This is a genomic window from Labilibacter marinus, assembly GCF_001659685.2.
Lineage (GTDB): Bacteria > Bacteroidota > Bacteroidia > Bacteroidales > Marinilabiliaceae > Saccharicrinis > Saccharicrinis marinus.
Genome location: NZ_LXYE02000053.1, coordinates 43,768 through 66,639 on the forward strand (window position 1 = coordinate 43,768; position 22,872 = coordinate 66,639).

At 35.1% G+C, this 22,872-nt stretch carries 21 protein-coding genes; 11 read left to right on the forward strand and 10 right to left on the reverse strand.

Annotated elements, in window-relative coordinates; translation table 11 throughout:
- Window positions 1–67 precede the first annotated feature (67 nt).
- Window positions 68–1,327: a tetratricopeptide repeat protein gene (locus tag A8L32_RS20460; RefSeq protein ID WP_075591393.1), complete on the reverse strand. Its 1,260-nt coding sequence runs from the start codon at window positions 1,325–1,327 to the stop codon at window positions 68–70.
- A 168-nt stretch (window positions 1,328–1,495) separates the two neighbouring features.
- Here A8L32_RS20460 and A8L32_RS20465 point away from each other — a divergent pair, with 168 nt between their 5' ends.
- From A8L32_RS20465 to A8L32_RS23900, 5 genes are all read left to right on the forward strand, one after another.
- The gene (locus tag A8L32_RS20465; RefSeq protein WP_075591394.1) at window positions 1,496–1,891 is read left to right on the forward strand and encodes a BlaI/MecI/CopY family transcriptional regulator; all 396 of its coding nucleotides are present in this window, start codon (window positions 1,496–1,498) and stop codon (window positions 1,889–1,891) included.
- Window positions 1,892–1,950: 59 nt separating this feature from the next.
- Entirely contained in the window at window positions 1,951–3,273 is a 1,323-nt protein-coding gene (locus tag A8L32_RS20470) for a M56 family metallopeptidase (RefSeq protein ID WP_075591395.1), read from the forward strand.
- Between the two features lie 153 nt (window positions 3,274–3,426).
- Window positions 3,427–4,860 (forward strand): [FeFe] hydrogenase H-cluster radical SAM maturase HydG, encoded by a 1,434-nt coding sequence (gene hydG / locus A8L32_RS20475; RefSeq protein ID WP_075591396.1) that lies wholly within the window; start codon window positions 3,427–3,429, stop codon window positions 4,858–4,860.
- 56 nt (window positions 4,861–4,916) lie between these two features.
- Window positions 4,917–5,753 carry a hypothetical protein gene (locus tag A8L32_RS20480; RefSeq protein WP_075591397.1) on the forward strand — a complete coding sequence of 279 codons (837 nt, stop codon included), beginning with the start codon at window positions 4,917–4,919 and terminating at the stop codon, window positions 5,751–5,753.
- Window positions 5,754–5,991: 238 nt separating this feature from the next.
- Entirely contained in the window at window positions 5,992–8,283 is a 2,292-nt protein-coding gene (locus A8L32_RS23900) for an NADP-dependent malic enzyme (protein ID WP_075591398.1), read from the forward strand.
- A 55-nt stretch (window positions 8,284–8,338) separates the two neighbouring features.
- On the opposite strand, the gene egtD is transcribed toward A8L32_RS23900, so the two are convergent.
- Window positions 8,339–9,346, reverse strand: a complete 1,008-nt coding sequence (egtD, locus tag A8L32_RS20490; protein ID WP_075591399.1) for an L-histidine N(alpha)-methyltransferase — start codon at window positions 9,344–9,346, stop codon at window positions 8,339–8,341.
- A gap of 24 nt (window positions 9,347–9,370) precedes the next feature.
- A complete protein-coding gene (locus A8L32_RS20495; RefSeq protein WP_075591400.1) occupies window positions 9,371–10,672 on the reverse strand; it encodes a rhodanese-like domain-containing protein in 1,302 nt (433 codons plus the stop codon).
- Between the two features lie 168 nt (window positions 10,673–10,840).
- Between A8L32_RS20495 and A8L32_RS20500 the strand changes: the two genes are divergently transcribed.
- From A8L32_RS20500 to A8L32_RS20510, 3 genes are all read left to right on the forward strand, one after another.
- A complete protein-coding gene (locus A8L32_RS20500) occupies window positions 10,841–11,746 on the forward strand; it encodes a hypothetical protein (protein ID WP_075591401.1) in 906 nt (301 codons plus the stop codon).
- 108 nt (window positions 11,747–11,854) lie between these two features.
- Window positions 11,855–12,340: an arsinothricin resistance N-acetyltransferase ArsN1 family B gene (locus A8L32_RS20505; protein ID WP_075591402.1), complete on the forward strand. Its 486-nt coding sequence runs from the start codon at window positions 11,855–11,857 to the stop codon at window positions 12,338–12,340.
- Window positions 12,341–12,480: 140 nt separating this feature from the next.
- Complete coding sequence (locus A8L32_RS20510) at window positions 12,481–13,524, forward strand: AI-2E family transporter (protein WP_075591445.1); 1,044 nt, start codon at window positions 12,481–12,483, stop codon at window positions 13,522–13,524.
- Between the two features lie 49 nt (window positions 13,525–13,573).
- Here the strand turns inward: A8L32_RS20510 and A8L32_RS20515 are convergent, their stop codons facing one another.
- The 3 genes from A8L32_RS20515 to A8L32_RS20525 form a co-directional block, all read right to left on the reverse strand.
- Window positions 13,574–13,930, reverse strand: coding sequence for a hypothetical protein (locus A8L32_RS20515; RefSeq protein WP_075591403.1), 357 nt, complete (start codon window positions 13,928–13,930; stop codon window positions 13,574–13,576).
- Between the two features lie 116 nt (window positions 13,931–14,046).
- Entirely contained in the window at window positions 14,047–16,716 is a 2,670-nt protein-coding gene (locus A8L32_RS20520; protein WP_075591404.1) for an AMP-binding protein, read from the reverse strand.
- Between the two features lie 136 nt (window positions 16,717–16,852).
- Entirely contained in the window at window positions 16,853–18,085 is a 1,233-nt protein-coding gene (locus A8L32_RS20525; RefSeq protein ID WP_075591405.1) for an MFS transporter, read from the reverse strand.
- A 251-nt stretch (window positions 18,086–18,336) separates the two neighbouring features.
- On the opposite strand from A8L32_RS20525, the gene A8L32_RS20530 reads away from it, so the two are divergent.
- Window positions 18,337–18,873, forward strand: a complete 537-nt coding sequence (locus A8L32_RS20530) for a glutathione peroxidase (RefSeq protein ID WP_083631435.1) — start codon at window positions 18,337–18,339, stop codon at window positions 18,871–18,873.
- 212 nt (window positions 18,874–19,085) lie between these two features.
- Window positions 19,086–19,802, forward strand: coding sequence for a YebC/PmpR family DNA-binding transcriptional regulator (locus A8L32_RS20535; RefSeq protein ID WP_075591407.1), 717 nt, complete (start codon window positions 19,086–19,088; stop codon window positions 19,800–19,802).
- Window positions 19,803–19,860: 58 nt separating this feature from the next.
- Here A8L32_RS20535 and A8L32_RS20540 read toward each other — a convergent pair whose 3' ends face one another.
- The 3 genes from A8L32_RS20540 to A8L32_RS20550 are packed head-to-tail and all read right to left on the reverse strand — an operon-like array spanning window position 19,861 to window position 21,061.
- Complete coding sequence (locus A8L32_RS20540) at window positions 19,861–20,076, reverse strand: hypothetical protein (protein ID WP_075591408.1); 216 nt, start codon at window positions 20,074–20,076, stop codon at window positions 19,861–19,863.
- Between the two features lie 42 nt (window positions 20,077–20,118).
- Entirely contained in the window at window positions 20,119–20,472 is a 354-nt protein-coding gene (locus A8L32_RS20545) for a hypothetical protein (protein WP_075591409.1), read from the reverse strand.
- Window positions 20,473–20,482: 10 nt separating this feature from the next.
- A complete protein-coding gene (locus tag A8L32_RS20550) occupies window positions 20,483–21,061 on the reverse strand; it encodes an RNA polymerase sigma factor (RefSeq protein ID WP_075591410.1) in 579 nt (192 codons plus the stop codon).
- Window positions 21,062–21,223: 162 nt separating this feature from the next.
- Between A8L32_RS20550 and A8L32_RS20555 the strand changes: the two genes are divergently transcribed.
- Window positions 21,224–21,577, forward strand: coding sequence for a DUF6249 domain-containing protein (locus A8L32_RS20555; protein ID WP_075591411.1), 354 nt, complete (start codon window positions 21,224–21,226; stop codon window positions 21,575–21,577).
- Between the two features lie 93 nt (window positions 21,578–21,670).
- Here the strand turns inward: A8L32_RS20555 and A8L32_RS20560 are convergent, their stop codons facing one another.
- Window positions 21,671–22,870 (reverse strand): YeeE/YedE thiosulfate transporter family protein, encoded by a 1,200-nt coding sequence (locus A8L32_RS20560; protein ID WP_075591412.1) that lies wholly within the window; start codon window positions 22,868–22,870, stop codon window positions 21,671–21,673.
- Window positions 22,871–22,872 lie beyond the last annotated feature (2 nt).

The window sequence follows — 22,872 nt, forward strand, 5'->3', positions numbered from 1 at the left end:
TCATGTTAATCCTGTCTTTTTTTAAGCAATAATCTTAAAAATATAACTTACAATAAGGAATTTAGCCTTAATTCTCTTCCCAGAATTCCTCTTCTTTTAGCTCTTCAATTCTGGATTTGCAAAACTTTTCGATATCAGATTTTTTTCTTTCTGCAATCGTGTCAGCCTCGTAGTAACTAAGTAGCTTTTCATATCTTCCTAAAGCTTCCTTCTTATCTTTTATTCCATAATCGTATAAAGTAGCCAGCTTGTAATCTACATATTTACTATCCGGAGCGTTTCCTTTCATTAATAAATATATCTCAAGCTCTTTATCATATTGCTGGGTACGTTGGTAATTTAAAGCTATTTCATTGTAAATTAAATTTAAGGTTCCTCCATCGGCTTGTATTAGATTAAGAGCTTTATTTAAATAATACAGACTTTCTTTGGGTTTAAAAAGGTAATTATCTTTAAGAAAGCAGCTGCCAAGCATATAATAAATCTGAAAATCAGTGGTGTCTTTAGTAATATATTGCTCAAGCGGTTTTATTGCCGTTCTGTAATTTTCAAGTTTCCAATTGCTCATACCTAGATACTTGTTTGTCATTAAAGAAGAATCTTCATTTTGATTTAACTGTGTAAATACTTGTAGTGAAGCATTAATGCTGTCTGTGTGATATAAAGTTTTTCCGTACAAACGTTGTAATAGTTGATTGTTGGCAAAGCTTTCTTTATAATAAATGTGATAAAACTCTACGGCCTCTTCAATTAACCTTGATTTAATATAAAGGTCCATAGCTTTAATCATTACAGTGGGATTTGCTTTTATTTGGCAAGTTCTGTTGTAGTAATATATGGCACTATCTTTTTTATGAACCGATTTATATAAATCTCCAATCTGATTGGAAAGAAATGAATTAGTAGTGTCCTTTAAATATGTGGGTATAAGAATGTTTAAGGATTTTCTTCCTAGTCCCATCTTTTTTAAACTTAAGCCCTTTCTAATATTGTAATAATCAGGTTTGATATCTTCATTAATTAATTTATCCTGCAACGTTAGAGCAGATTGAAATTGACTTTGTTTAAAGTATAAATTCTCCAATGCCTGGCTTACTTGAATATTGCTTGAATCCTTAACGATAAGTTGTTCTAGTATGTCAATGGCTTTGTCGTACTGATAATGATGCATTAGAGAATCGGCATTGTGCATCAAAATAGAGTCGTTTAGCATAGGTTTTTCCGAGAGTTGATAAACGGAATCTTGTTGTATACTGGCCAAAAGGCTAAAAGGTAATACAAGGAACGCAAAAATAATTAGAGTAGAATGTGATCTGGTAAGTTTCATGTTATCTGGGTTTTAATAAATAAAATAAATCTATCAACTACAAACTTAGTTAAAATATTTGTTCAACTAAAATATTAGTTGTAGATTTGAACTAATAATTTAGTTGAATCATTAAACATTGTTTTTAAGAACGGGCTATTTCTTAAAGATATCAACGAAAAGTTTATAATGAAAGAGTTAACAAAAGCAGAAGAACAAGTAATGCAACAACTTTGGGAATTAGGCGAAACCAACGTGAAAAGCATTATTGAAAAAATACCGGAACCCAAACCGGCATATAATACCATATCAACTATCGTAAGAATTCTTGAAACCAAAGGTTTTGTAGATCATAAAAAGGCGGGTAAAGGATATGTGTATTTCCCTATTGTATCGAAAGAAGTGTATAAAAAGAAGTTTATGAAACGTGTTATGTCTCACTACTTTCAAGATTCGTTTAAAGAGCTGGTGTCCTTTTTTGCCAAAGAAGACAAAATGGATATTGCCGATTTAGAGGAGTTGATGAATGATGTTAAGAATGAACTCACCAGTGCGACTGGAGTGAATAAGCAGAGTAATGAATAAAAGCTTAATGAGTTTTTAATTTAGATTATAATATTGAGACTTTAGTTAAAATAGAACACATGGAATTTTTTATTAATTACCTATTGGAGTCGTCGATAATACTTGGAATATTAACCATATTTTATCGTTTCGTATTACATCATGAACCACTTTTTAAGTTTAATCGGATTTATCTGTTGTTTTCGCTTTTGTTGGCAACAGTTGTTCCGCTTATTCATATTTCTATTTATAAAAACAACGCAGCAAACACCCAAGGTTTTGTTAATTTATTAGATACCGTTAACGTGTTTGCTGGCGATATGCGCCAAACTGTTGTTCCCGCTATAGCGGATAATCAATCGTTTAGTTGGATTTATATGCTAGGTGCTATAGGGTTGTTGCTCAGGTTGCTTATAGGGATTGTTCGATTGGGCGGACTTTCGAAAAAGGCAAACTGGCAAAAAATAAATGGCGTTAAAATAGCTGACTTGCCCGGTCGCTTTAACCCATTCTCGTTCTTTCATGTCATTTTTATCAACCGTTCATTGTATTCAGATAACGATTTGGATAAAATTATGGTGCATGAAATGGCGCATGTTAAGCACAAACACTCAATCGATGTTTTGCTGTTCGAGAGTTTGTTAATTGTTCAATGGTTCAACCCTTTTGCATGGTTAATTAAATACCTGCTTAAGGAGCTGCACGAATTTCAGGCAGATCGTTCTGTTTTAAATAAAGGAACATCTGTTGGTTCGTACAAAAACTTGTTATTGTATCAGGCTACAGGAGCCCGCTTGTTGCCCGTCAATAACTTTAATCAATCAATTACTAAAAAACGATTTAAGATGATGACTAATAAAACCATAAAAAATAAGGCATTTATAAAAACACTAGTTGCTGTTGCAGTAATTTTTGGAATAGGATTATTTTTTGCTTGCGATAATGCCGTTGAAGAAGTTCAGGATGGTAACTTAAAGAGTGCTGAAATAGAAAAAGTTTATGATGTAGTAGATGTTATGCCTGCATTTCCGAAAGGTGAACTTGCCCTTCGTAAATTCATTGCCATTAATGTAAAATACCCTAATGATGCTAAAGAGCAAGGAAAGGCAGGGAGAGTATATGTGCAATTTATCGTTTCTAAAACAGGTGAGGTTAAAGATGCAAAAATAGCCAGAAGCGCTGGTTTTGAATCATTAGATGCAGAAGCGATACGTGTTATTTCCTCGTTGCCTGACTGGGAACCAGGAATGAAAAATGGAGCAAAGGTAGATGTTAGTTTTACGATACCTATTAATTTTTCTTTACAGGATAAAGATGGAAGTACAGCTTCTAAGGAAAAAGAAGGTAATTCCTCAAAAGAGGAAAATGAAAATGGTGTTCATGTAGTTGGATACAGTAAATAAAATAATAATCTCACCAGGAAATATGTTTTTTTCTGGTGAGATTAATTCTCTCCACGAACAAAATCATAAAAACCACCGAACAAATAATACTTGTCATAGCTTTTTATCGGTAAAAGCAGTTAATTTTGTACCGATAAATAGGGAAAGCAAGACATGGCAATAATATACCATCCACAGAAATATAAGTTAGAGGATAAATCCATGCAGAATTTCATCGATACAGATGAAATCAATGAGATTTTAGAGGGGGCGAAAGATCCGAGCAAAGAGCAAGTTAAAGCAGTGATAAAAAAAGCACTGGATAAAAACAGACTTTCACTTCAAGAAACCGCCATATTAATAAATGCTAACGATCCAGAATTAGTAGCAGAGATTAAGCAAGCTGCAACTAAACTTAAACAACAAGTTTACGGCAAACGCATTGTTCTTTTTGCACCTTTATACATTGGTAATTTATGCATTAACAACTGCACCTACTGTGGTTTTAAAGCAGATAACAAAGCGCAAAAAAGAACTACGCTAACCGCGGATGATTTAAAACAAGAAGTTAAAGCTTTAGAAGATGCGGGTCATAAACGTTTAATTTTAGTTTATGGTGAGCATCCTCGCTATAATGCCAAGTTTATTGCAGAATCCGTAAAAACGGTTTATTCCGTAAAGCATAAAAATGGAGAAATCCGCAGGGTTAATATCAATGCGGCTCCTTTAGATGTAGATGGGTTTAAAACGGTAAAGGAATCAGGCATTGGTACCTATCAAATATTTCAAGAGACCTACCATAGAGAAACTTACCTAAAAGTTCATAAAAGTGGACTGAAAAGAGATTACGATTGGCGTATCACTGGTTTAGATAGAGCCATGGAAGGCGGTATTGATGATTTAGGTATTGGAGCGTTATTAGGTTTATACGATTGGCGCTTCGAGGTGATGGGATTACTCCGTCATGTCAATCACTTTGAGTCCGTTTTTAATATCGGACCGCACACCATTTCTTTCCCTCGTATTCAAGCAGCATCAGGAATAGATGTAGATCCCAAGTGGGCTGTTTCCGATGAGGATTTTACTAAGTTAGTTGCTATTCTTCGTCTGGCCGTTCCATACACTGGGCTAATTTTAACCGCGCGCGAGCCTGCTGAAATTAGAGATGAAGTACTTCAATATGGGGTTTCTCAAATTGATGGAGGTACTAATATAGAGATGAAAGGGTATTCTCAGGATGAGGATGAGCAGGATTTAGATCAGGAGCAATTCGAAATCAAAGATGATCGTTCATTGAATGAAGTGATGGAGGAGTTGGTAGAGAATGGATTTATTCCGTCTTTTTGTACATCCTGCTATCGTCGAAATAGAACAGGAGAGCACTTTATGGAGTTTTCTGTACCTGGCTTTATTAAACGATTTTGTCAGCCCAATGCTTTATTAACTTTAGCAGAATACCTTGAAGATTATGCACCAGAAAAAACAAAGGTGAAGGGATATCAATTAATTGAAGAGGAGCTGAAAAACTACGATGATCCTCGCTTTAAAGAGAAGTTAGTTGAACGTTTAGAAGATATAAAAACAGGTACAAGAGATTTATATTTCTAATTCTCATAAACTATTCAATTCTTTGTGCGTATATGCCATTTTAAAACTATTATTTTATGAAGTTGAAGATATTATTAGGGGTAGTTGCCGTAAGTGCAGCATTATTAAGTTGTGATATTGAACAGAAGATTAAAGAGCTTGAAAAATCTAGCGATGCTGTTGATGCAGTATGGGATTACAATGCTGCAGCGTCACATTTTCAAGCTGTATCAAAGGCAACTGATGATGTTGTAACAAGAAGTGAAGGAGGTTACGATATCCCTATTACTACCATTACACCTGCTGATCTTACAACTTTTCCAAAAGATATTGTAGTTGATTTTGGTACAGTTGGCATGGAAGGTAACGACTACCGTATAAGAAAAGGTAAACTTTTAATAAAACTTGAAAATGGCTGGTATCGTGAGGAAGGATCAGTAATAACCACCACCTTTGAAGATTATTATCAGGATAACTTTAAAATTGAAGGTAAACGCATAGCTACTAATAAGGGATTGAATCCTGAAGATCAAATATTTTTTGAAGTAGAAATTGAAGATGGTAAAATTACAGATCCGCAAGGGAAAATTGTTACCTATGAGCAAAAGAACCTACGAACATGGATATCTGGTGAAGACACTCCTTTTGAATTGTGGGATGATGTGTACGAATTAGATGGAACTCAGAATGGTAAAAGCTCAAATGGGGTTGACTACAAAATATTTACCCGAGTGGGATATCCTTTGGTAATCGATTTAACTTGTCCTTTTGTAAAAGATGGTGTGCTTGATGTTGAAATATCTGGAGCTCCACAAATAAGTGTCAATTATTTCAAGGATGTGGACATGGATGAAGTACCTGATTGCTCACCTTCTGCAACCATAACTGTAAATAATGTAGACTATCCATTATAAAAGAATTACAATAAAATGAAACTCCCCTATAGGCACCATGCTTGTAGGGGAGTTTTGTTTTTATTGCTTTTTTCTTCTTACATTAAAGGTCTTTTAGGCTGACCAAAATCATACGAACAATTGGCTAACAGGTTAAACTATTAGATACTTATATTGTTTTGCTTAGCAATAATCAGTGAGTTTTTTCTTAAATTACAATGAGGAATACTCTAACTATCTACTATCTAAAAAATCTACTATGGCCAATTCAAAAATAAGAATACAAGATGCATTAGATTATCACACCAAAGGAAGTCCTGGTAAAATAGAAGTTATCCCCACTAAAGCCACTAAAACTCAGCGCGATTTAGCATTGGCATATTCCCCTGGCGTGGCAGAACCGTGTAGAAAAATTGCCGATAATGTGGAGGATGTATATAAATATACAGCTAAGGGTAATCTGGTAGCCGTAATCTCTAATGGTACAGCCGTTTTAGGTTTAGGCGATATTGGCCCCGAAGCTTCAAAGCCTGTGATGGAAGGGAAAGGCTTGCTTTTTAAAATTTTTGCAGGTATCGATGTTTTTGATTTAGAGCTGAATTCTACCAATGTGGAAGAATTTATTACTGTAGTAAAAGCACTTGAACCTACTTTTGGAGGTATTAATCTGGAAGATATAAAAGCGCCAGATTGTTTTGAAATTGAGCGAAGATTAAAAGAAGAGTTGAATATACCCATCATGCATGACGATCAGCATGGAACCGCTATTATCTCAGGCGCAGGTTTAATAAATGCGCTTAAGGTGGTGAATAAAAAAGGTGCGGATGTTAAAGTAGTGGTATCGGGTGCTGGAGCATCAGCTATCTCATGCATGAAGATTTTTCTGGAGTTAGGAATCAGTAGAAAAAACATTATAGTTTGCGATTCTAAAGGAGTTATTCGTAATGATCGTGAAAACTTGCCCCCAAGCAAAAAAGAATTTGCTACGGATTTAGATCATCATAAATTAGAAGATGCCATTGTGGGTGCAGATGTATTTTTAGGTTTATCACAAGGTAATGTGATGACGGCAGAGATGCTTAAGAATATGGCTCCTAATCCCATTGTGTTTGCCTTGGCCAATCCTGATCCTGAAATTGGATATGAATTAGCCATGGCCACACGAGATGATGTGCTGATGGCCACAGGAAGATCTGATCATCCCAATCAGGTGAATAATGTATTGGGTTTCCCATTTATTTTTAGAGGAGCTTTAGATGTGCGAGCTACTGAAATAAATGAGGCGATGAAGTTGGCTGCGGTAAAAGCGATTGCAGAATTAGCGCAGGAGCAAGTGCCAGAGGTGGTGATAAAAGCCTATAACAAAGACAATATTACTTTTGGTCGCGATTATATTATCCCTAAGCCACTCGATCCTCGATTGCTGACTCGGGTAGCGCCAGCGGTGGCAAAAGCCGCAATGGATAGTGGTGTAGCTAAAAATCCTATTTCCGATTGGGATGCTTACAAAACCAGTTTGGTGAAACGTTTAGGTAATGATGACCAGATTATACGTCGATTGACTAATAAGGCCAAGCAACATCCAAAGCGTATTGTGTTTGCTGAAGCTGAAGATTATCGTGTTTTAAAAGCTGCCCAAATTGCCTTAGACGAGGGTATTGCTATTCCTATTTTATTGGGTGATGAGGAGAAGATAAAAGGTTTGATTGAAAAACATCAGCTGGATTTACATGATACTAAAATCATCAATCCGCAAGCTAAAACTTCGCAGGAAATGGTGAGTAGATATGCTCATCTATTTTTTGAGAAAAGGCAGCGTCGAGGATATAACCCGTACGAGGCGGAGAATGAAATGAAGAAGCGCAATTACTTTGGGTGTATGATGGTGGAAACAGGCGAAGCCGATGCTATTATTTCTGGAATTAGCCGAAAGTATACGCAAACCATAAAGCCTTCACTTGAAATTATTGGAACGGCTGGACCTGGTCAAAAAGTATCTAGTATGTATTTAATGTTGACCAAAAGGGGACCTCTATTTTTTACGGATACAACCATGATTCCGAACCCCACATCGGAAGAGTTGGTGCAAATAGCTTTTCAGGCTGCTAAGGCGGTTAAACAGATGATGAATATTGAGCCGAAAGTCGCCTTCTTAGCTTATTCTAATTTTGGCTCTTCAGATGATGCAGAACCTAAATTAGTGCGTAAGGCAGCTGCATTGATGAAGGAAAACTATCCTGAGATTATTTCGGATGGTGAGATACAAGCTAATTTTGCTTTTAATCAGGAGGAGCTGAAGGAGAATTATCCATTTTCCGATTTAGTTAATAACGAACCTAATGTGCTTGTGTTTCCCACGTTAACATCGGCTAATATTGCATATAAATTATTGCAGGTAATGAAAAGTGGAGAGGCTATTGGGCCTATTATACTTGGAATGAAACGCCCAGTGCATATTCTGCAGTTAGGGAGCTCGGTGAGAGAGGTGTTAAATATGATAACGATTGCTACCGTTGATGCTCAGATAAAATCAACCATCGAGAGCTTATAAAGCATAAATTACTATACTCTTCCCTTTGTCCATGCCGATAAAGGGAAGAGTCGTATTAAAGTAAATTCTTGGTAAACAAGGATAAACTAAACCATTGTTTATTATCTGTAAAAATATTATCCAGCTTCAAATTACCCATATCACCAATTTGTTTAATCGAAGCAGGGTTAAACTTGTGCGAATTCTCCGTATGAATAGATTCTCCTTTCTTAAACACAATTTTATGGTTGATTAGAGGAAAGTCAATGGTCATAGTTCTATTGGCAATTAAATGCATTTCTATTCTATCATCAACATGGTTATAAAAAGCATGGTGTTTAAAATCATTTGTATTTAAATTACTTCCCATCATATTATTCACAACACGAAGTATATTCTTGTTAAATTTATCAGTCACTTTTTTATCATCATTGTACGCTTTTTCCAAAATGCTAAAATCTTTTACCAAGTCCATGCCCAGTAATAATTTATCACCCGGTTTCATCACCTGAGATAACTGCTGCATAAAAGTTTGTCTCTCTGTTTTGGATAAGTTACCAATGGTGCTCCCTAAAAATAAAAACAAGTTTTTCCCTTTAAAAGATAGTTGCGATAGCTGTTGTATAAAATCAGCCACAACTCCTCTAATAAGTAGCTCTGGATAATGCATACTTAAATGACTGGCCGCTCTTTTAATAGCCGATTTGCTTATGTCAACAGGGCAATAGGTAATTTTGGATAATTCGTGTTTGGGCACCTGATTCAAGAAGAGAGATATTTTGGTATGGTCTCCGCTACCTAATTCCACCACATTATATCCACTTAAACTCATTTTTAAATCGGCATATAAGTTAGATATAATTCGTTTTTCGGTATTGGTTGGATAATACTCCTGGAGTTGTGTAATTTCTTCAAACAATTTAGAGCCCACCTCGTCGTAAAAATACTTTGGTGAGATATATTTCTTTGAGGCTAGTAGTCCTGTTTTAATTTCTTCAATGCTACTTTGCTGATCGCTTTTTTGCAAAATATCCACTAGCTCAACTTGCTCTTTTACTTGAAGAACTTCTTCAGAATAATTCATATAAAAAGTATTTGAATAATGGATTTAGAAAGCATTAATAGCTTCGGGCACTCCGGTTTCGTATAGATTAGTTGGATCGTTGCTCCACTCAAACCACCCTCCGTCAAACACCGAAACTTTAGGCCAGCCCATTAACCAAGCATTAAAAAAAGCTTCGCTGCCTCGCCATCCTGTTCCACAATAAAAAGCCAAATGTTTATCTGGCGTTACGCCAATTTTTTTCCATTTTTCTTCTACCTCATGAAACTCTCTTACGGTATGATCCACGTTCCTGTAGTTTTCCATATGGTAAGCATCCGAACCACAATGCCCAAATATGGCTCCTGGTATGCGACCTTTTTTCTCAATATAATTGTAGCCACTAACTTCGCCAATGTATTCAGGGTAGCTGCGTACGCAAACAATATCTGCATCTGGGGCCTCTATCATTTGTTTAGCTTCGGGTACATCAACCGCTAATTGACTTTGCGCAGGTATTTGTGCGCCGAATTCAGAAACAGCTCGTTTAGGCACGTCTTCCGTACTTATTTCATAACCAGCATCCTTCCAACTCTGAAAACCACCGTTTAAAATACGAACATCTTTAACTCCAGCGTATAGCATGATAAATGCATTACGAATGGCTCCAATATGTCCAGCAGCACTTCCGGGGAAGTCATCATCGTTATCTGGCCACATAAATTTTCCGTAAAGAATCACCGTAGTGTCTGCGCTTATTCCATGTTCTTCCAGCGCTTTTTTAATTTCTTCAGGCGATCTTCTATTCCACGTTTCGGGTGCTTCCAAAGCCAAGGTGTCCATATCAATAGCTCCTGGAATATGACCTGTTAAGTAGGCATCTCTATTTCTATAATGAGAATGAACGATCACTGTTTTACCACCTGGATGTGATGTAGGTATTATCCCTTCAGTAATTTCTTTTACCCAGTTCGCTGAAACCAAATTTTTATATCTGGCAAGTTGCTCCATGGGTAACTCTAAATTAGGTATCCACTCCGTTACTAAATTAAAATAGATTGAAACGTTTGGATAGCCAGCCTTTGAAAAAAGGTGAGCAACTATTTCTGATTGGGAATGCTCGTATCCATAAATAATGAGCTGATGCTGCGGTAGAATTTGTTTTGAACGTACTACTTCAATCCAGTCAATGTAGTTGGTCCATTTAAAAGGTAAGGTTTTAGCACCTGCTATGTGTCCTCCTCTTTTTTCGTTTTCCATTCGCCATCCGTTGTAGGCGTCTATGGGTCGTATATCAATGATTTTTATTTCGGGATTGTTTAAGTAAAGGGATAACTGTTTGGTGGAGATGGTTTTAATTGAATTCATAAATAGTAGTTTTTATGTTCCTATTAAATGTACGGAAAAATCTAAATCAGAACCAAATAAAAAAATGAGTATTGTATATGCTTAATAAACAGTAGCCTATTTTCAAACTAAAGTTTCTTTCGCATAATCTAAAAAACTTATCTTAGAAGAAATTAAGCATTTGCACACATGAAGAGTAATCAATCAAAAGTTATTAAATCGATAGCAGCCATTGCTATTGCTATATTTCTGTTGATATCGTCATCTATAAAAATACCTGTTATTGATGCACAAACTGATCATTATTTTAAATCGTCTATTTCGCAAGCGGGTATTGCTTATGCTACTTGCCGTTTAATTAATGCATCAGTTTCAGTAATTCAGCATTCAACTGTAGAGCTAGAACCTGCAGGGGTTGGTGTTTCTTTGGCTGTGGGGCAAGTTTTAGACCCAATTGATGATATGACCGAACGCTTATCTGACGTACTGGTAACGGCCATAGTATCCTTAGGTGTGCAAAAGTTGGCTTACGAAATTGCAACTCTTTTTGCACCTACTTTAATAGCTATTTTGCTTATTGTTTCATCCGTTTTGTTGTGGATTAAAAACAGACGAGTGGCCATTGTGCAAAATGGAATAATTAAGATGGTGGTAATAATTACCGTGTTTAGATTATTCTTGCCATTATCTTCTATTACAAACGACTTAGTGAATAAGTATTTTTTTGAGGAACAGATAGAATTAGCAAATCATGAGTTATCATTAGGCTCGGGTGAGTTAGATAAGTTGGGCGATTTTACCTTACCTAAGGTGGATGGCATTATGGGAACCATTGAAAATAGTGCAGTTTTCCTTTCTAAAAAGTCGAGAGAATTTAAGAATGCGCTGACAAAAACGGTGGAAAATATGGGAAGCATGATTGAAAATTTACTCAATCTTACTTTTTTATATGTTGGATTATTTATCATTCAAGTTATCATTCTTCCTATTTTTTCGTTTTGGGCCATGGTAAAACTTAGTAATGCCCTTTTTAATACTAAAATTCCTTTGCTAATAAAGCATAGTGCCACTCAAGAACAAGATGTAGAGAAATAAAAAACTGTTGCAACATCTTTCAGCATGGCAATAATTTGCTGCTCGTATATTTCGTTTTTATCGAATTGTAGATAAATTTGTTTGCACTAATATTTAATACAACGGATAATGATTAGAGATGCTGAAGTAGGTGATGGGGCTGCTATTGCCGAAATATATAACCATTACATACAAAATACCATAGTTACCTTTGAAGAAGATTCTGTTGAAAAAGAGGAGATGCAAAAGCGCCTTATGTATGTGAGTAAAAAATTGCCATGGCTTGTATTTGAACAAGACAAACAAATACTGGGTTATGCTTATGCTAGCGAATGGAAATCGCGCTGTGCTTACAGGCATTCCTTAGAAACTACGGTTTATTTAAAGGATGGAATGAGTGGTAAAGGAATAGGAAGTAAATTATATGCAGAACTCATTAGGCGTTTAAAACACAAGGATTATCACACTTTAATTGGTGGAATATCCTTACCTAATGAAGGAAGTGTAGCTTTGCACCAAAAGTTTGGTTTTGAGAAAATAGCGCAGTTCAAAGAAGTAGGCTTTAAGTTCGGGAAATGGATTGATGTGGGCTATTGGCAATTGATTCTGGAATAATCCAGGCAGAATTACAGCCGTGGAGATGTTAAAAATTAATAACTGCCTAAAAATAAACTCCAATTCATAAAACATTAAAAATCAAAGTACCGTTATTTGTCAAACCCTAATATGGATTTTCTAGAAAGAACATAATGATGATGGACAGATTAAAAACAACCAACGCCTTATTATTAATAATAGCACTACCTATCTTTTTTTACGTGCTAAAAATATTGTCGTTTATTTTTATCCCTTTACTTCTTTCTATGTTCATTGCGCTTTTGTTTTTGCCGTTAATGCGTTGGTTTCAGAATAAAAAATGGCCCAAAAGTTTAAGTATTCTATCTGTAATTTTACTCATTGTTGGAGGGATAAAGATTGGTGGTGAACTTATTAAGCTTTCTAGCAGGGAAATTCTATCTGCCGATGCCGACTTTTTAAGTAAGGCAACCAATAAATTGTTGGAGTTAATTTTAATGGCCGAAGGTTTTTTAGGAATAGAGCGAGTAGAAGGGAGCAATGTATGGCTTCATTATATTAACGACCTGCATTTACTGAACGATGTAGGTACCACATTTAACTTTATTAGCAATGCTTTATCAACCATGTTAATGACCATCTTTTTTGTGGTGTTATTACTGGCTGAATCTATCAACTTTCAAAAGTTATTAAATACTACCATCATCAAGCATAACTATTCTTCCATTAAAATATTTGCTAAAATAGAGAAGGACCTCATTAAATTTATTGTAGTAAAGTTATTAGTAAGTGCAGGAACGGGTATTGGTATAGGTTTAGCCTGTCATTTTTTTGGCGTTAGCTTTCCTATTTTTTGGGGATTATTTGCCTTTGTAATCAATTTTATTCAAATGATTGGTTCGTTTGTTTCGGTGATTACTACAAGTCTGTTTGCTTTAATTGAACACGATGCTACGGGAATGGTATTGTTTTTTGTTTTAACTATAACCGCTGTTCAGGTTTTGTTTGGCGGTATTTTAGAACCCATTTTTATGGGAAAATCATTTTCAATTAATATCGTTACTATTCTTGTGATGTTAATGTTTTGGGGTTATATCTGGGGTATTCCAGGTATGATAATGTCTATACCTATTACTGTTTTCTTGAAGATTATGTTTGAGCAATTTAAGTCCACACGAATGATTGCTACTCTTATGGATGGTAATACGGCTGGCAAGAGGTAGTGCTGGGGTAGAAAAGTAAAGAGGTATATGGGAAGTAACGGGTACGCTATTATTTAATGAATGCAGCAATTAAGATTCCAAAATAGGTTAGAAAACTTATTGAGGCTATGACTTTTGTTTTCATTTGTTCCGCGTAACTATACCATAATAAACAAGCACTTGTTAATGCACCTGCAATATAAAGTATTCCGATAGGAATCACTGCGAATGCAACCGCAGGATTTGTGTTATCGTTAATCCCAAAGAGAAACCACCCACAGACTACTGAAATAATTAGTAGTAGAATAGATGCAATAGTTATTATAAATTCTGCTTTTGAGTAACTGTATTCATTAACAATGTCTTCTTCAGTAATTTGGATATCATTTTCTAATAAAGGGTGTTTATGTACTTTTTTTAATGTCATTGAAAGAATATTTACTCCAGTTTCCTTTTTTCTAACTGCAATTAGCTGTCAAGTACATCTATATTTAAAATAATTTGGGTGATTGAATCCTCCTTCAACTATAAACTATCAACTCATTATTTTACTTGTTCTTTCAGTAGTTTGTAATCAACTTTACCTGTACCGAGCAGCGGAATATTTTCCATTAGTATTACATCATTTATTTTAGCGAGAGGGGGCGCATTCTTTTCTTTTAAATAATCATTGGCCTCCTTTACGCTTATGGCTTTAGTAGAGAATAGAACAATTTTAGGAGGAGAACATTTGTCGCTTCCTTCAATCGCCAATACTTTTTCATCTTCATCACCATATTTTTCTAGCAGTATGTTTTCTAAAAACGGAAGGCTAATCATTTCGCCACCATTCTTAATAAAGCGTTTTAATCTACCCGTTAAAAATAAATAACCTTCATCATCCATGTAACCCAAGTCACCCGTTTTGTAGAACGGCTCACCATTAATTTCTATAAAAGGAGAATCTATGGCTGAGTTTAAGTATCCATTAAATATATTTTTACCTCTAAAGCAAATCATACCTTCTTTATTGGTGTTTAAAAGAGTTCCGTTTTCCAGGTCAATGATTTTGCATTCTACATCAGCAATTACTTTTCCTACGCTACCCTCTTTTTGTTTTTGTATAAGGTTTAAAGATAAAACGGGTGCGCATTCTGTAATACCATATCCTTCCAAAAGAATACCATTGGGAATCATATCATCAAACTGTTTTTTCACATCTTTGCCTAGTGCTTCAGACCCAGACACAACAAAATTGATGGATTGCAGGTCTTCCTTTTGAGCATGCGAAAGAATCATTTTTAGAAAGCTTGGTGCAGCTACTAATAAGGAGGCATCGGTATGCTGAATTGTTCTGACCACGCCTTTGGCATCCGTTGGGTCAGGGAAATAGGCAATTCGAATACCTGTAATGAGTGGTAATATGGATAAAACCGTAAAGCCAAAACTATGAAATGGTGGGAGGATGCCCATGAATATTTCGTTTCTGGTAAAATCTACAGTGGATAAAGTACTTTTTAAATCGTTGACAATATTGCTATGCGTTAAAGGCACGGCTTTAGGTAAACTCTCACTACCCGAAGTAAAAAGTATAACAGCAATCTCATTAATGTTCTTTGTATTAATCAACAGTTTCGGGAAGCTGCTTTTTACGGCTCCTTTGAGTTTAGTTCCTATACCAGCCTTGGCCACCTCTTTTTCCATCATCACCAATTTTCCGATAACTGAATCTGGTAATTTATCTTTGATGTTCTCGATGAAAGAGCTTGCGGAAAATATTTTAGCTACTCCCGCATCCTCAACACAATGTTCTAGTATTTTTTTACCAACCGTCCAGTTGAGCATAACGGGTACTTTGCCTGCTAAATAACATGATATGATTAACAAAGAAGTGCTTTGGAGTGCAGGCAGCATAATACCTATGCGTTCTTCTTTACATTGTTTTTTTATTATTTCGGCCACAACACATGCTTTTAACAAAAAGCTTTTACGAGTGGTTTCGCCTAAAATAGCATCAAAGGCAAAAGGTAATTTTTTGTGTGATGTAAACCTGTCAATAAATTGAGTTGGAATGTTATTGAGGTTTTTAATTTTTACATAATCGCAAAAAGGGGTAGACTTGGAAAAAGAGCATGGAGGTAGTGATTTCTTCGTCTGTAATTCGGCATTTGCCAAATAATAGAAATCAATTACATGGTTAAATCCTGCTATGTCACTTACTCTATCAATCTTAAACTTTTTTTCAATCTCTGTAATAATCTCTACAATACTTAATGAGTCTGCTCCCAGGTCATTTATTAAATTAGCCTCAGTATGTACAGAATGAATATCAATATCTAGTTTTTGTGCGATAATTTTATTCACGCCTTTTTCAATAGCAATAGGAAAATCTACTTTCTCAATGGTATTTTTCTTTAGCTCTAGATTGGTTTGTAAATGGCTTTCTTCAATACCTTTTTTCTTATTTTTTAAAAAGAAAAAATGTCTAACAGAAGATATTGCTTCTGTTCCGTTAATGTTGTAAAAATTTTCTAAGTAGGAGTTAAAACCTTTTCTATCTTGCTGCAGAGCTTGCTTCTTACATTCCTCTGTGATGTTTACAAATTCGACACTTACTTTGCGGCGAGGCATAAAAATTACCAAGTTGCTTAAGGTGTATAATAATCCTCGAAGAAGACTTTTTCCAAAGTTGGGAGACTTTCCTGTGGGTGCTTTAGACCACATGCTTCCCCATAAACCATTGATGCGAACACCTACTACATGAACATGGCTAGGCATGTTTTTAACAATTTCGTAAGCTGATTTTTTATTCAAGATACGCTCGTAACCTTGCCCTGTAATTTGCCCTGCAGGGTAAATTACAATGCTGCGTCTGTGGTTAAAGGCTACTTGGGTAGAGTCCACAATATCTTTTAATACATCCGTATTTCTACTTCCAGCTTGCAGGTCACTTACTCTAACGGCGCCCCAGTTTTTAAAGAACTTATTTATGATGGGTAAGTCGTAATAACCAGATGTAATAACAGGTACAATGTTTTTAAACGAAGCCACATGACTAACTAATATCATGGGGTCTACCACTGCTTGATGATTAGGTAAAAACAGAACAGGTCTATTTTTATCAATAGCTTCGGTATTATTAAGCTTAACTTTATACCGGAGCGATAACACAACTCTTCCTAAAAAGAAAATAAGTTGTCCTATGGCTCTTACTATGGGATGTTTTTTTCTCATTCCTTTTGTTTTTTTTGAACAGCATCCATAAAGCAAAAATACATTGAGCTGTAATTGCTTATGCTACAATATCTAAACTTCCGATAAATGAAATGTGCTTACAAATGGTATATTCAATTTACAAAATAAATTAAACTTACCTCTTTCCTGCTCCAGGAATACGAAAATATGCCATCAGAGTAATGGCTAAGGATAATATTAAGATGAATAAAAACACCATTCTGGAATTAAAACTTCCTTCGATAATAGGAAATAATAGTGCCGAAATTAAGATGGCCACAAAAACCATTTGGTTGTTATAAGCAATAACAGGGCCTAGTTCGCGGCCTTTTACTTTATCTTGCATAAAGGCATTTAAGGGAATTTTAAAGAGCCCTGCAAAAAAGGCAAAAATGATAATGAGTATTGTAAATATGGTTACATCTGGTTTTATAAAGAAAATGGCTGCCATACTAATGGTCATTCCAACTCCTCCTATAGGAACCAGTTTGGTATTTACTTTATGGTTAGATAATACACCTGCAGCATAACAACCTGCTCCAATACCAATGGCCACTAATGCCATAATAGTTCCAGTGGCAGTGTTGGAAAGTTCTAGAAATTTTTCACAATAAATATAAAGGTTCAGTTGTATCATGGAACCAATTAACCAAAACATAGACAATCCAAGTACGGTGTAATTTAATCCAGTAACTTGTTTACACCATTTAAACCACTTAACGGGAAATAAAAAGGGATTTAAGGTATCGTCAGAATCATCTTCGGGTTCCGTTTCAATGGCTTCAATCTTTATACTAAACAACCAACCTACAAATGCTAAAATCATTAAGGATGCTGTCAGTATAATGGTTTGATGACGCGGATTTTCAAAATGCTCATGTAAGTCAGATATCACTCCACCCAAAAAGGTGCCCAGTAAAACGGCCACAAAGGTAATCATCTCCATGGCACCTGTTCCAAACGAAATACCTTCTTTGCCACCAATGTCTCTAATTATTCCGTATTTACTTGGAGAATAAATACAACTCTGAAGACCCATTAATAACATACTGAATAATACTACATACACGTTTTTAGTAAAAAAACCAGTTGAAGCAATAATCATAATAGGTATTTCAGCCATTTTTGCCCATTGAATGATTAGGGACTTAGGATTCTCTTTGGCTAGCTTACCAGCCCAGGGTGACAGAAATATATAGGGTAATACAAGTAATCCCGCTGCTGCAGAAACCAATTGAGCCTTGTGTTCTAGACCTATCCAGGTAATGCATACAAAACCAATTAAGGTTTTTAATAAATTATCATTTAATACGCCAGCAAAGTTTGTACTAAATAATGGAAACCATTTTGCACTTTTTTTATTCTCCATGTTCAAGCCTTATTGGTGATATTTATTGTACTAACATACACTTATTTATTAAGCTCCTCAAATTATAACGAGTTAAGTAAGATGGGTGCGGATTGTTATGTCCTGTTGTATAGGTAGGTGAGTCTGTTTTTAGGGTAATGTAAGTTAATTCGAATTCTATCGTTGAAAATTTTTCTTCATGCTAAATGTAAGGAATGAATAAAAGTAGAGACTATATCCTCAAAATAAACACACCATAAAACAGAAAGATGATGAAGAAGATATTTTTAATACTAGGCGTGATATTAAGTGTAACTGCCATTAATGCCCAAACAGAATTTCATAATTTTAAGATAACCGATATTGATGGAGAGGCCTTTGATTTTTCTCAATTAAAAGGAAAAAAAGTAATGATTGTAAATACTGCAAGTAAGTGCAGTTCTACTATACAGTACGAAATGCTTCAAGTATTATATGAAAAGTATAGTGCGCAAAATTTTGTGGTAATTGGGTTTCCTGCAAATAATTTTCATGATACAGAGCCTGGAGATAATGCCGATATCAGAAAGTTCTGTACCTTGAACTATCATGTAAATTTTCCTTTAATGGGAAAATCATCTGTAAAAGGAGAGGATATGAGTGAAGTGTATCAATGGTTAACTTCAAAAGATAAAAACGGAGTGATGGATAGCGAAGTAGAGTGGAACTTCCAGAAATATTTAATCAATGAAGAAGGGGTGCTCGAAAAGGTATTGGCTCCGGGAACAAAACCATATGATAAGGAGATAATCAACTGGATTAAGGGTTAGTATTGAATAAATAAGGTAATTTGCTTAGCAGAAAGAAAACTCTTTCTGCTTTTTTTGATTTTATTGACTAGGAATTTTAGCTTTGTGAGTTCAATAACAGGAAGTAATTAAACGACTTGGCCAGAACAATAAAATATAAAAATCAAGCATAGAGATTTTAATAATGCTTGAAAAGGTTTAGCTAGTTAATAAACAGAAGAAAAACATATATAATGGGACGCGCATTTGAATATCGTAAAGCCACTAAAATGAAGAGGTGGGCTGGAATGGCAAAAACATTTACCAAATTAGGTCGACAAATAACCATGGCCGCCAAAGAGAGTGGTGCCGATCCAGAAACAAACCCACGATTGCGTATGTTAGTGCAGAATGCAAAAGCTGCAAACATGCCAAAGGATAATGTGGCACGAGCTATTAAAAAGGCAACTGAAAAAAATACCGAAGACTGGAAGGAAATTGTTTATGAAGGTTATGGACCTTTTGGAATTGCAGTTTTAGTGGAAACCACAACAAATAATAATTTACGTACAGTTGGAGCTGTTCGTAGTTATTTTAGTAAAGCAGGTGGTTCTTTAGGTACGACAGGTAGTGTGGAATACATGTTTGAGCATAAATGTCATTTTCAGGTTGAAGGAAAAGAAGGATTAGATATTGAGGAGTTAGAGCTTGAAATGATTGATGCTGGAGCCAACGAAATTTTTGAAGAAGAAGGCAAAATCATTATTTATGGAGAATTCGAAAGTTATGGTTCTATCCAAAGTTATTTAGAAGAAAATCAATTTGAAATTGTAAGTTCTGAATTTGAGAGACTACCTACCACAACTAAAGAGTTAAGTGCTGATGAAGTGGTTGTGTTTGAAAAAATGATGGGTAAGTTTGATGAGGATGAGGATGTGACCAATGTTTATCACACTGCTACAGGAATTTAAGATATAACTGAAAAAGAATACTAAAACCGCAACTCAATTGAGTGCGGTTTTTTTGTTGCTATACTTTGGTTACGCCAGCTATAATTTGTCCTGATGGCATCATATCGTCAGAAGGAGGTATTCCTTTATCTTTTTTATATTGAAGCCTTTTACAATCCTTCATTTTTTCTCCTCTACAATAGCTTGCAATAAAACCTCTGCAGGCTAAATCTTTGGTTTCTCCGTACTTTTTAAAAAAGCCGCAACCAGCTAAATTTACACACTCTTTATTCATAACTGTAAGATTAAGATTTACTTAAAGATATGATTTTTGTATTTAAACATGCTTATTTTTCTGTTTTTTCAGAAAGAACATCCATTTTAAAACAACCTGATCGAAGAAAAATACAAAGACAATAGCTAATACCCCTAAAACTGGAAGTACGTATTCTGGTTTTAAAATTTGAGGCATATTCTTTTTTAATAAGAAATGGATGGCTGCATAAATGAGACCAATAACTACTACCGCAGCTAGCTTTAAAACCCAATCTTCTAATAGGCGGCGTCTCATGGCTCGCATCTCAAACTTTTGTGCTAACCTATTGGCAAAGCTATCTGGTATTCTAGGCGATGGCATTTCTTGATGCACCTCCGAAATTATTTTATCTATTTTAATAGGATCTTCTTTCATGGTCGTACTTTTACTTATCGTTATACAATAACTCAATTACATTATTGCCATGATGTTTTTCTAATTCTGTCTTAAAAATATTTCTTGCTCTACTTAAATAGCTTTTTATTGTTCCCAAGGGCATTCTCGTAATTTCTTGAATTTCTTTGTTCGAAAACTCTTCTAAATAATACAAAGATAAAACAGTTTGGTAATGTCCAGGAAGCCGAGCTATTGTTTCCGCAACAATAGATTTAATTTCATTTTCCCTAATGCTTTTATAGGTCAGGTTCGAAAAATCACTTTCAAAAATCTCAGGTTCTTCGCTAAGGTCTATCTTATTTCGTGTTTTCTTTCTAACATAGTCTATAGATGTTTTCCAGGCTATAGAAGCTATCCAAGTAGATAATTTCGATTCTTTTCGGTAGCTTTTAATGTTTTTATAAACCTTAATAAAAACTTCCTGTGCAATATCTTCTGTATCCATCTGATGATGGCTTGTCATTTTTTGAGCGATACTAAAAACCAATCTTTCGTGCTGAGAGACCAGAAAGCGGTACGCTTCATGATTCCCTTTTTTTACTTGGTTTATAAGTTCAATATCGTTCATATATAATGTAAGTCGACCATAGCCAAGTAAAGGTTGCAGATATTTAAGATTTTATTTTTTTCAATTTTATTGCAACCTTAATTAAAGTTGGTGCGACAAATAAGCAGAGATGATTCTCACATTGCAATGATTAAAAATACAAATTATTAAAATGAAAATATTATGGGAGAAGTTTTTACAGTAGCAATTGTTTTTGCAGGTTTCTATTACATCATTAAAATGATAACTGATTATCTATTAAAAAGGAGAATAGTTAAGAGTGGTCATATGGAAAAGGCCGATATTTTAAGTCCAGTGAAACCAGTGGATGATGAACCGCAAAAAATGAAAAGCTTAAAATGGGCTTTGGTAGCCACCATGGCAGGTGCAGGACTAATAGTAGCTTATATTGTTGGGGACTTGTATGGTTTTGATCGCTACGGAATTGAAAGGTCTTTGATTTCTTTTGGAATTGAATTGATGTTTATTGGCTTGGGATTTTTGTTTTATTTCTTAGTTGCGATAAGACAAAAGTAGTAGCTTATCAAATCTTAATGCGAAATAAAAAAGCGGTTGGACAATGCATGTTCAACCGCTTTTTACTTTATAACGTATATCCGTTTTCTTATATTAACTGCAACCTCCAGCTACTCTGCTTGCTTTTTTCTCAACGGGTTTATCTAGGTTAGCTACAGCTTCGCCAATTTCCGTAAGCTTCTCAGCGGCATCCTTTCTAAACTTAAATAAATCAACATCTGCTTTTGAGCCATTTTCATCAACTTCAGACAATAAGAAGTATTGCTTATTAAACTCCTCGGCTGTTAGATCCAGTGCAAAATTATCTGATTTACCAAAGTATTTAGAAACCATACAAGCACGTTGCGATTGGTAAATATCAGCTCCGTAAAACACATTGGTTTTAATATTTTGAATAACAGTACTTAGGTTCATGGATTGATGAAGTTCTTCCAAAGGAATGTTAATCGCAGTAGGAATATGGAATTCCTTATATTCCTCAGGTGTACGAACATCAATAACATTGTATTTATAGTAATGATTCATTAATTCGTAAGCCAACTTGTCTGCATTCATCATCTTAGGATTACATTCTCCAGCATCTATTTTAGCATCAATACGCGTGTTCATTACTTCGGTTCTGTTTGGCGTAATGATAACAAGTAATACCAATAGTATAGGTGTAGCTACAATAATGGTGTTTTTTATAATAGTTGGTTTAAACCATTTGGTTTCTTTGTTATTAATTTTGTTTTCGATAATGGTAGTCATCACAAAAGCCCCTGCTGCCACCAGTATCATAACTATTCCAAATACTTCTCGGTTTAACCCGAATTGCTCAAACATTAATACAGGGCCCCAGTTTTCGGCAAGATATAAATCTTCCCAAATAGGAAAACCTTCGGCAAAAATAAAAATACCAATTACACCTCCAAGTAAAAAGGCCCAACCATCTACACGCCCAGTAGCTGCGGCACACGCACTCGTTCCTGGGCAAAAGCCTCCAATAATAAATCCTAAACCCATAATTCCACCGCCTACTAAGGCTGCCCATAAAAAGGTAGGGTTAATGTAAATAATACTTAAATCGAGTAGGTTAAGATGATTGAGTATGATAATACCTACCATGGCTGTAACACCAGCAGTAAAAAATACTCTTAATACGGTAAAATCGTAACCGTAAAATAAGCCCACTAATTTCTTTGTAGATGCAAAACCTGCTTGCTCTAATGCGAATCCAAAGCCAATTCCAACAATTAAGGCTATTATGAAATTGAATTCTCCACTTATAATATCTGGTACTAACGGTCCCATAT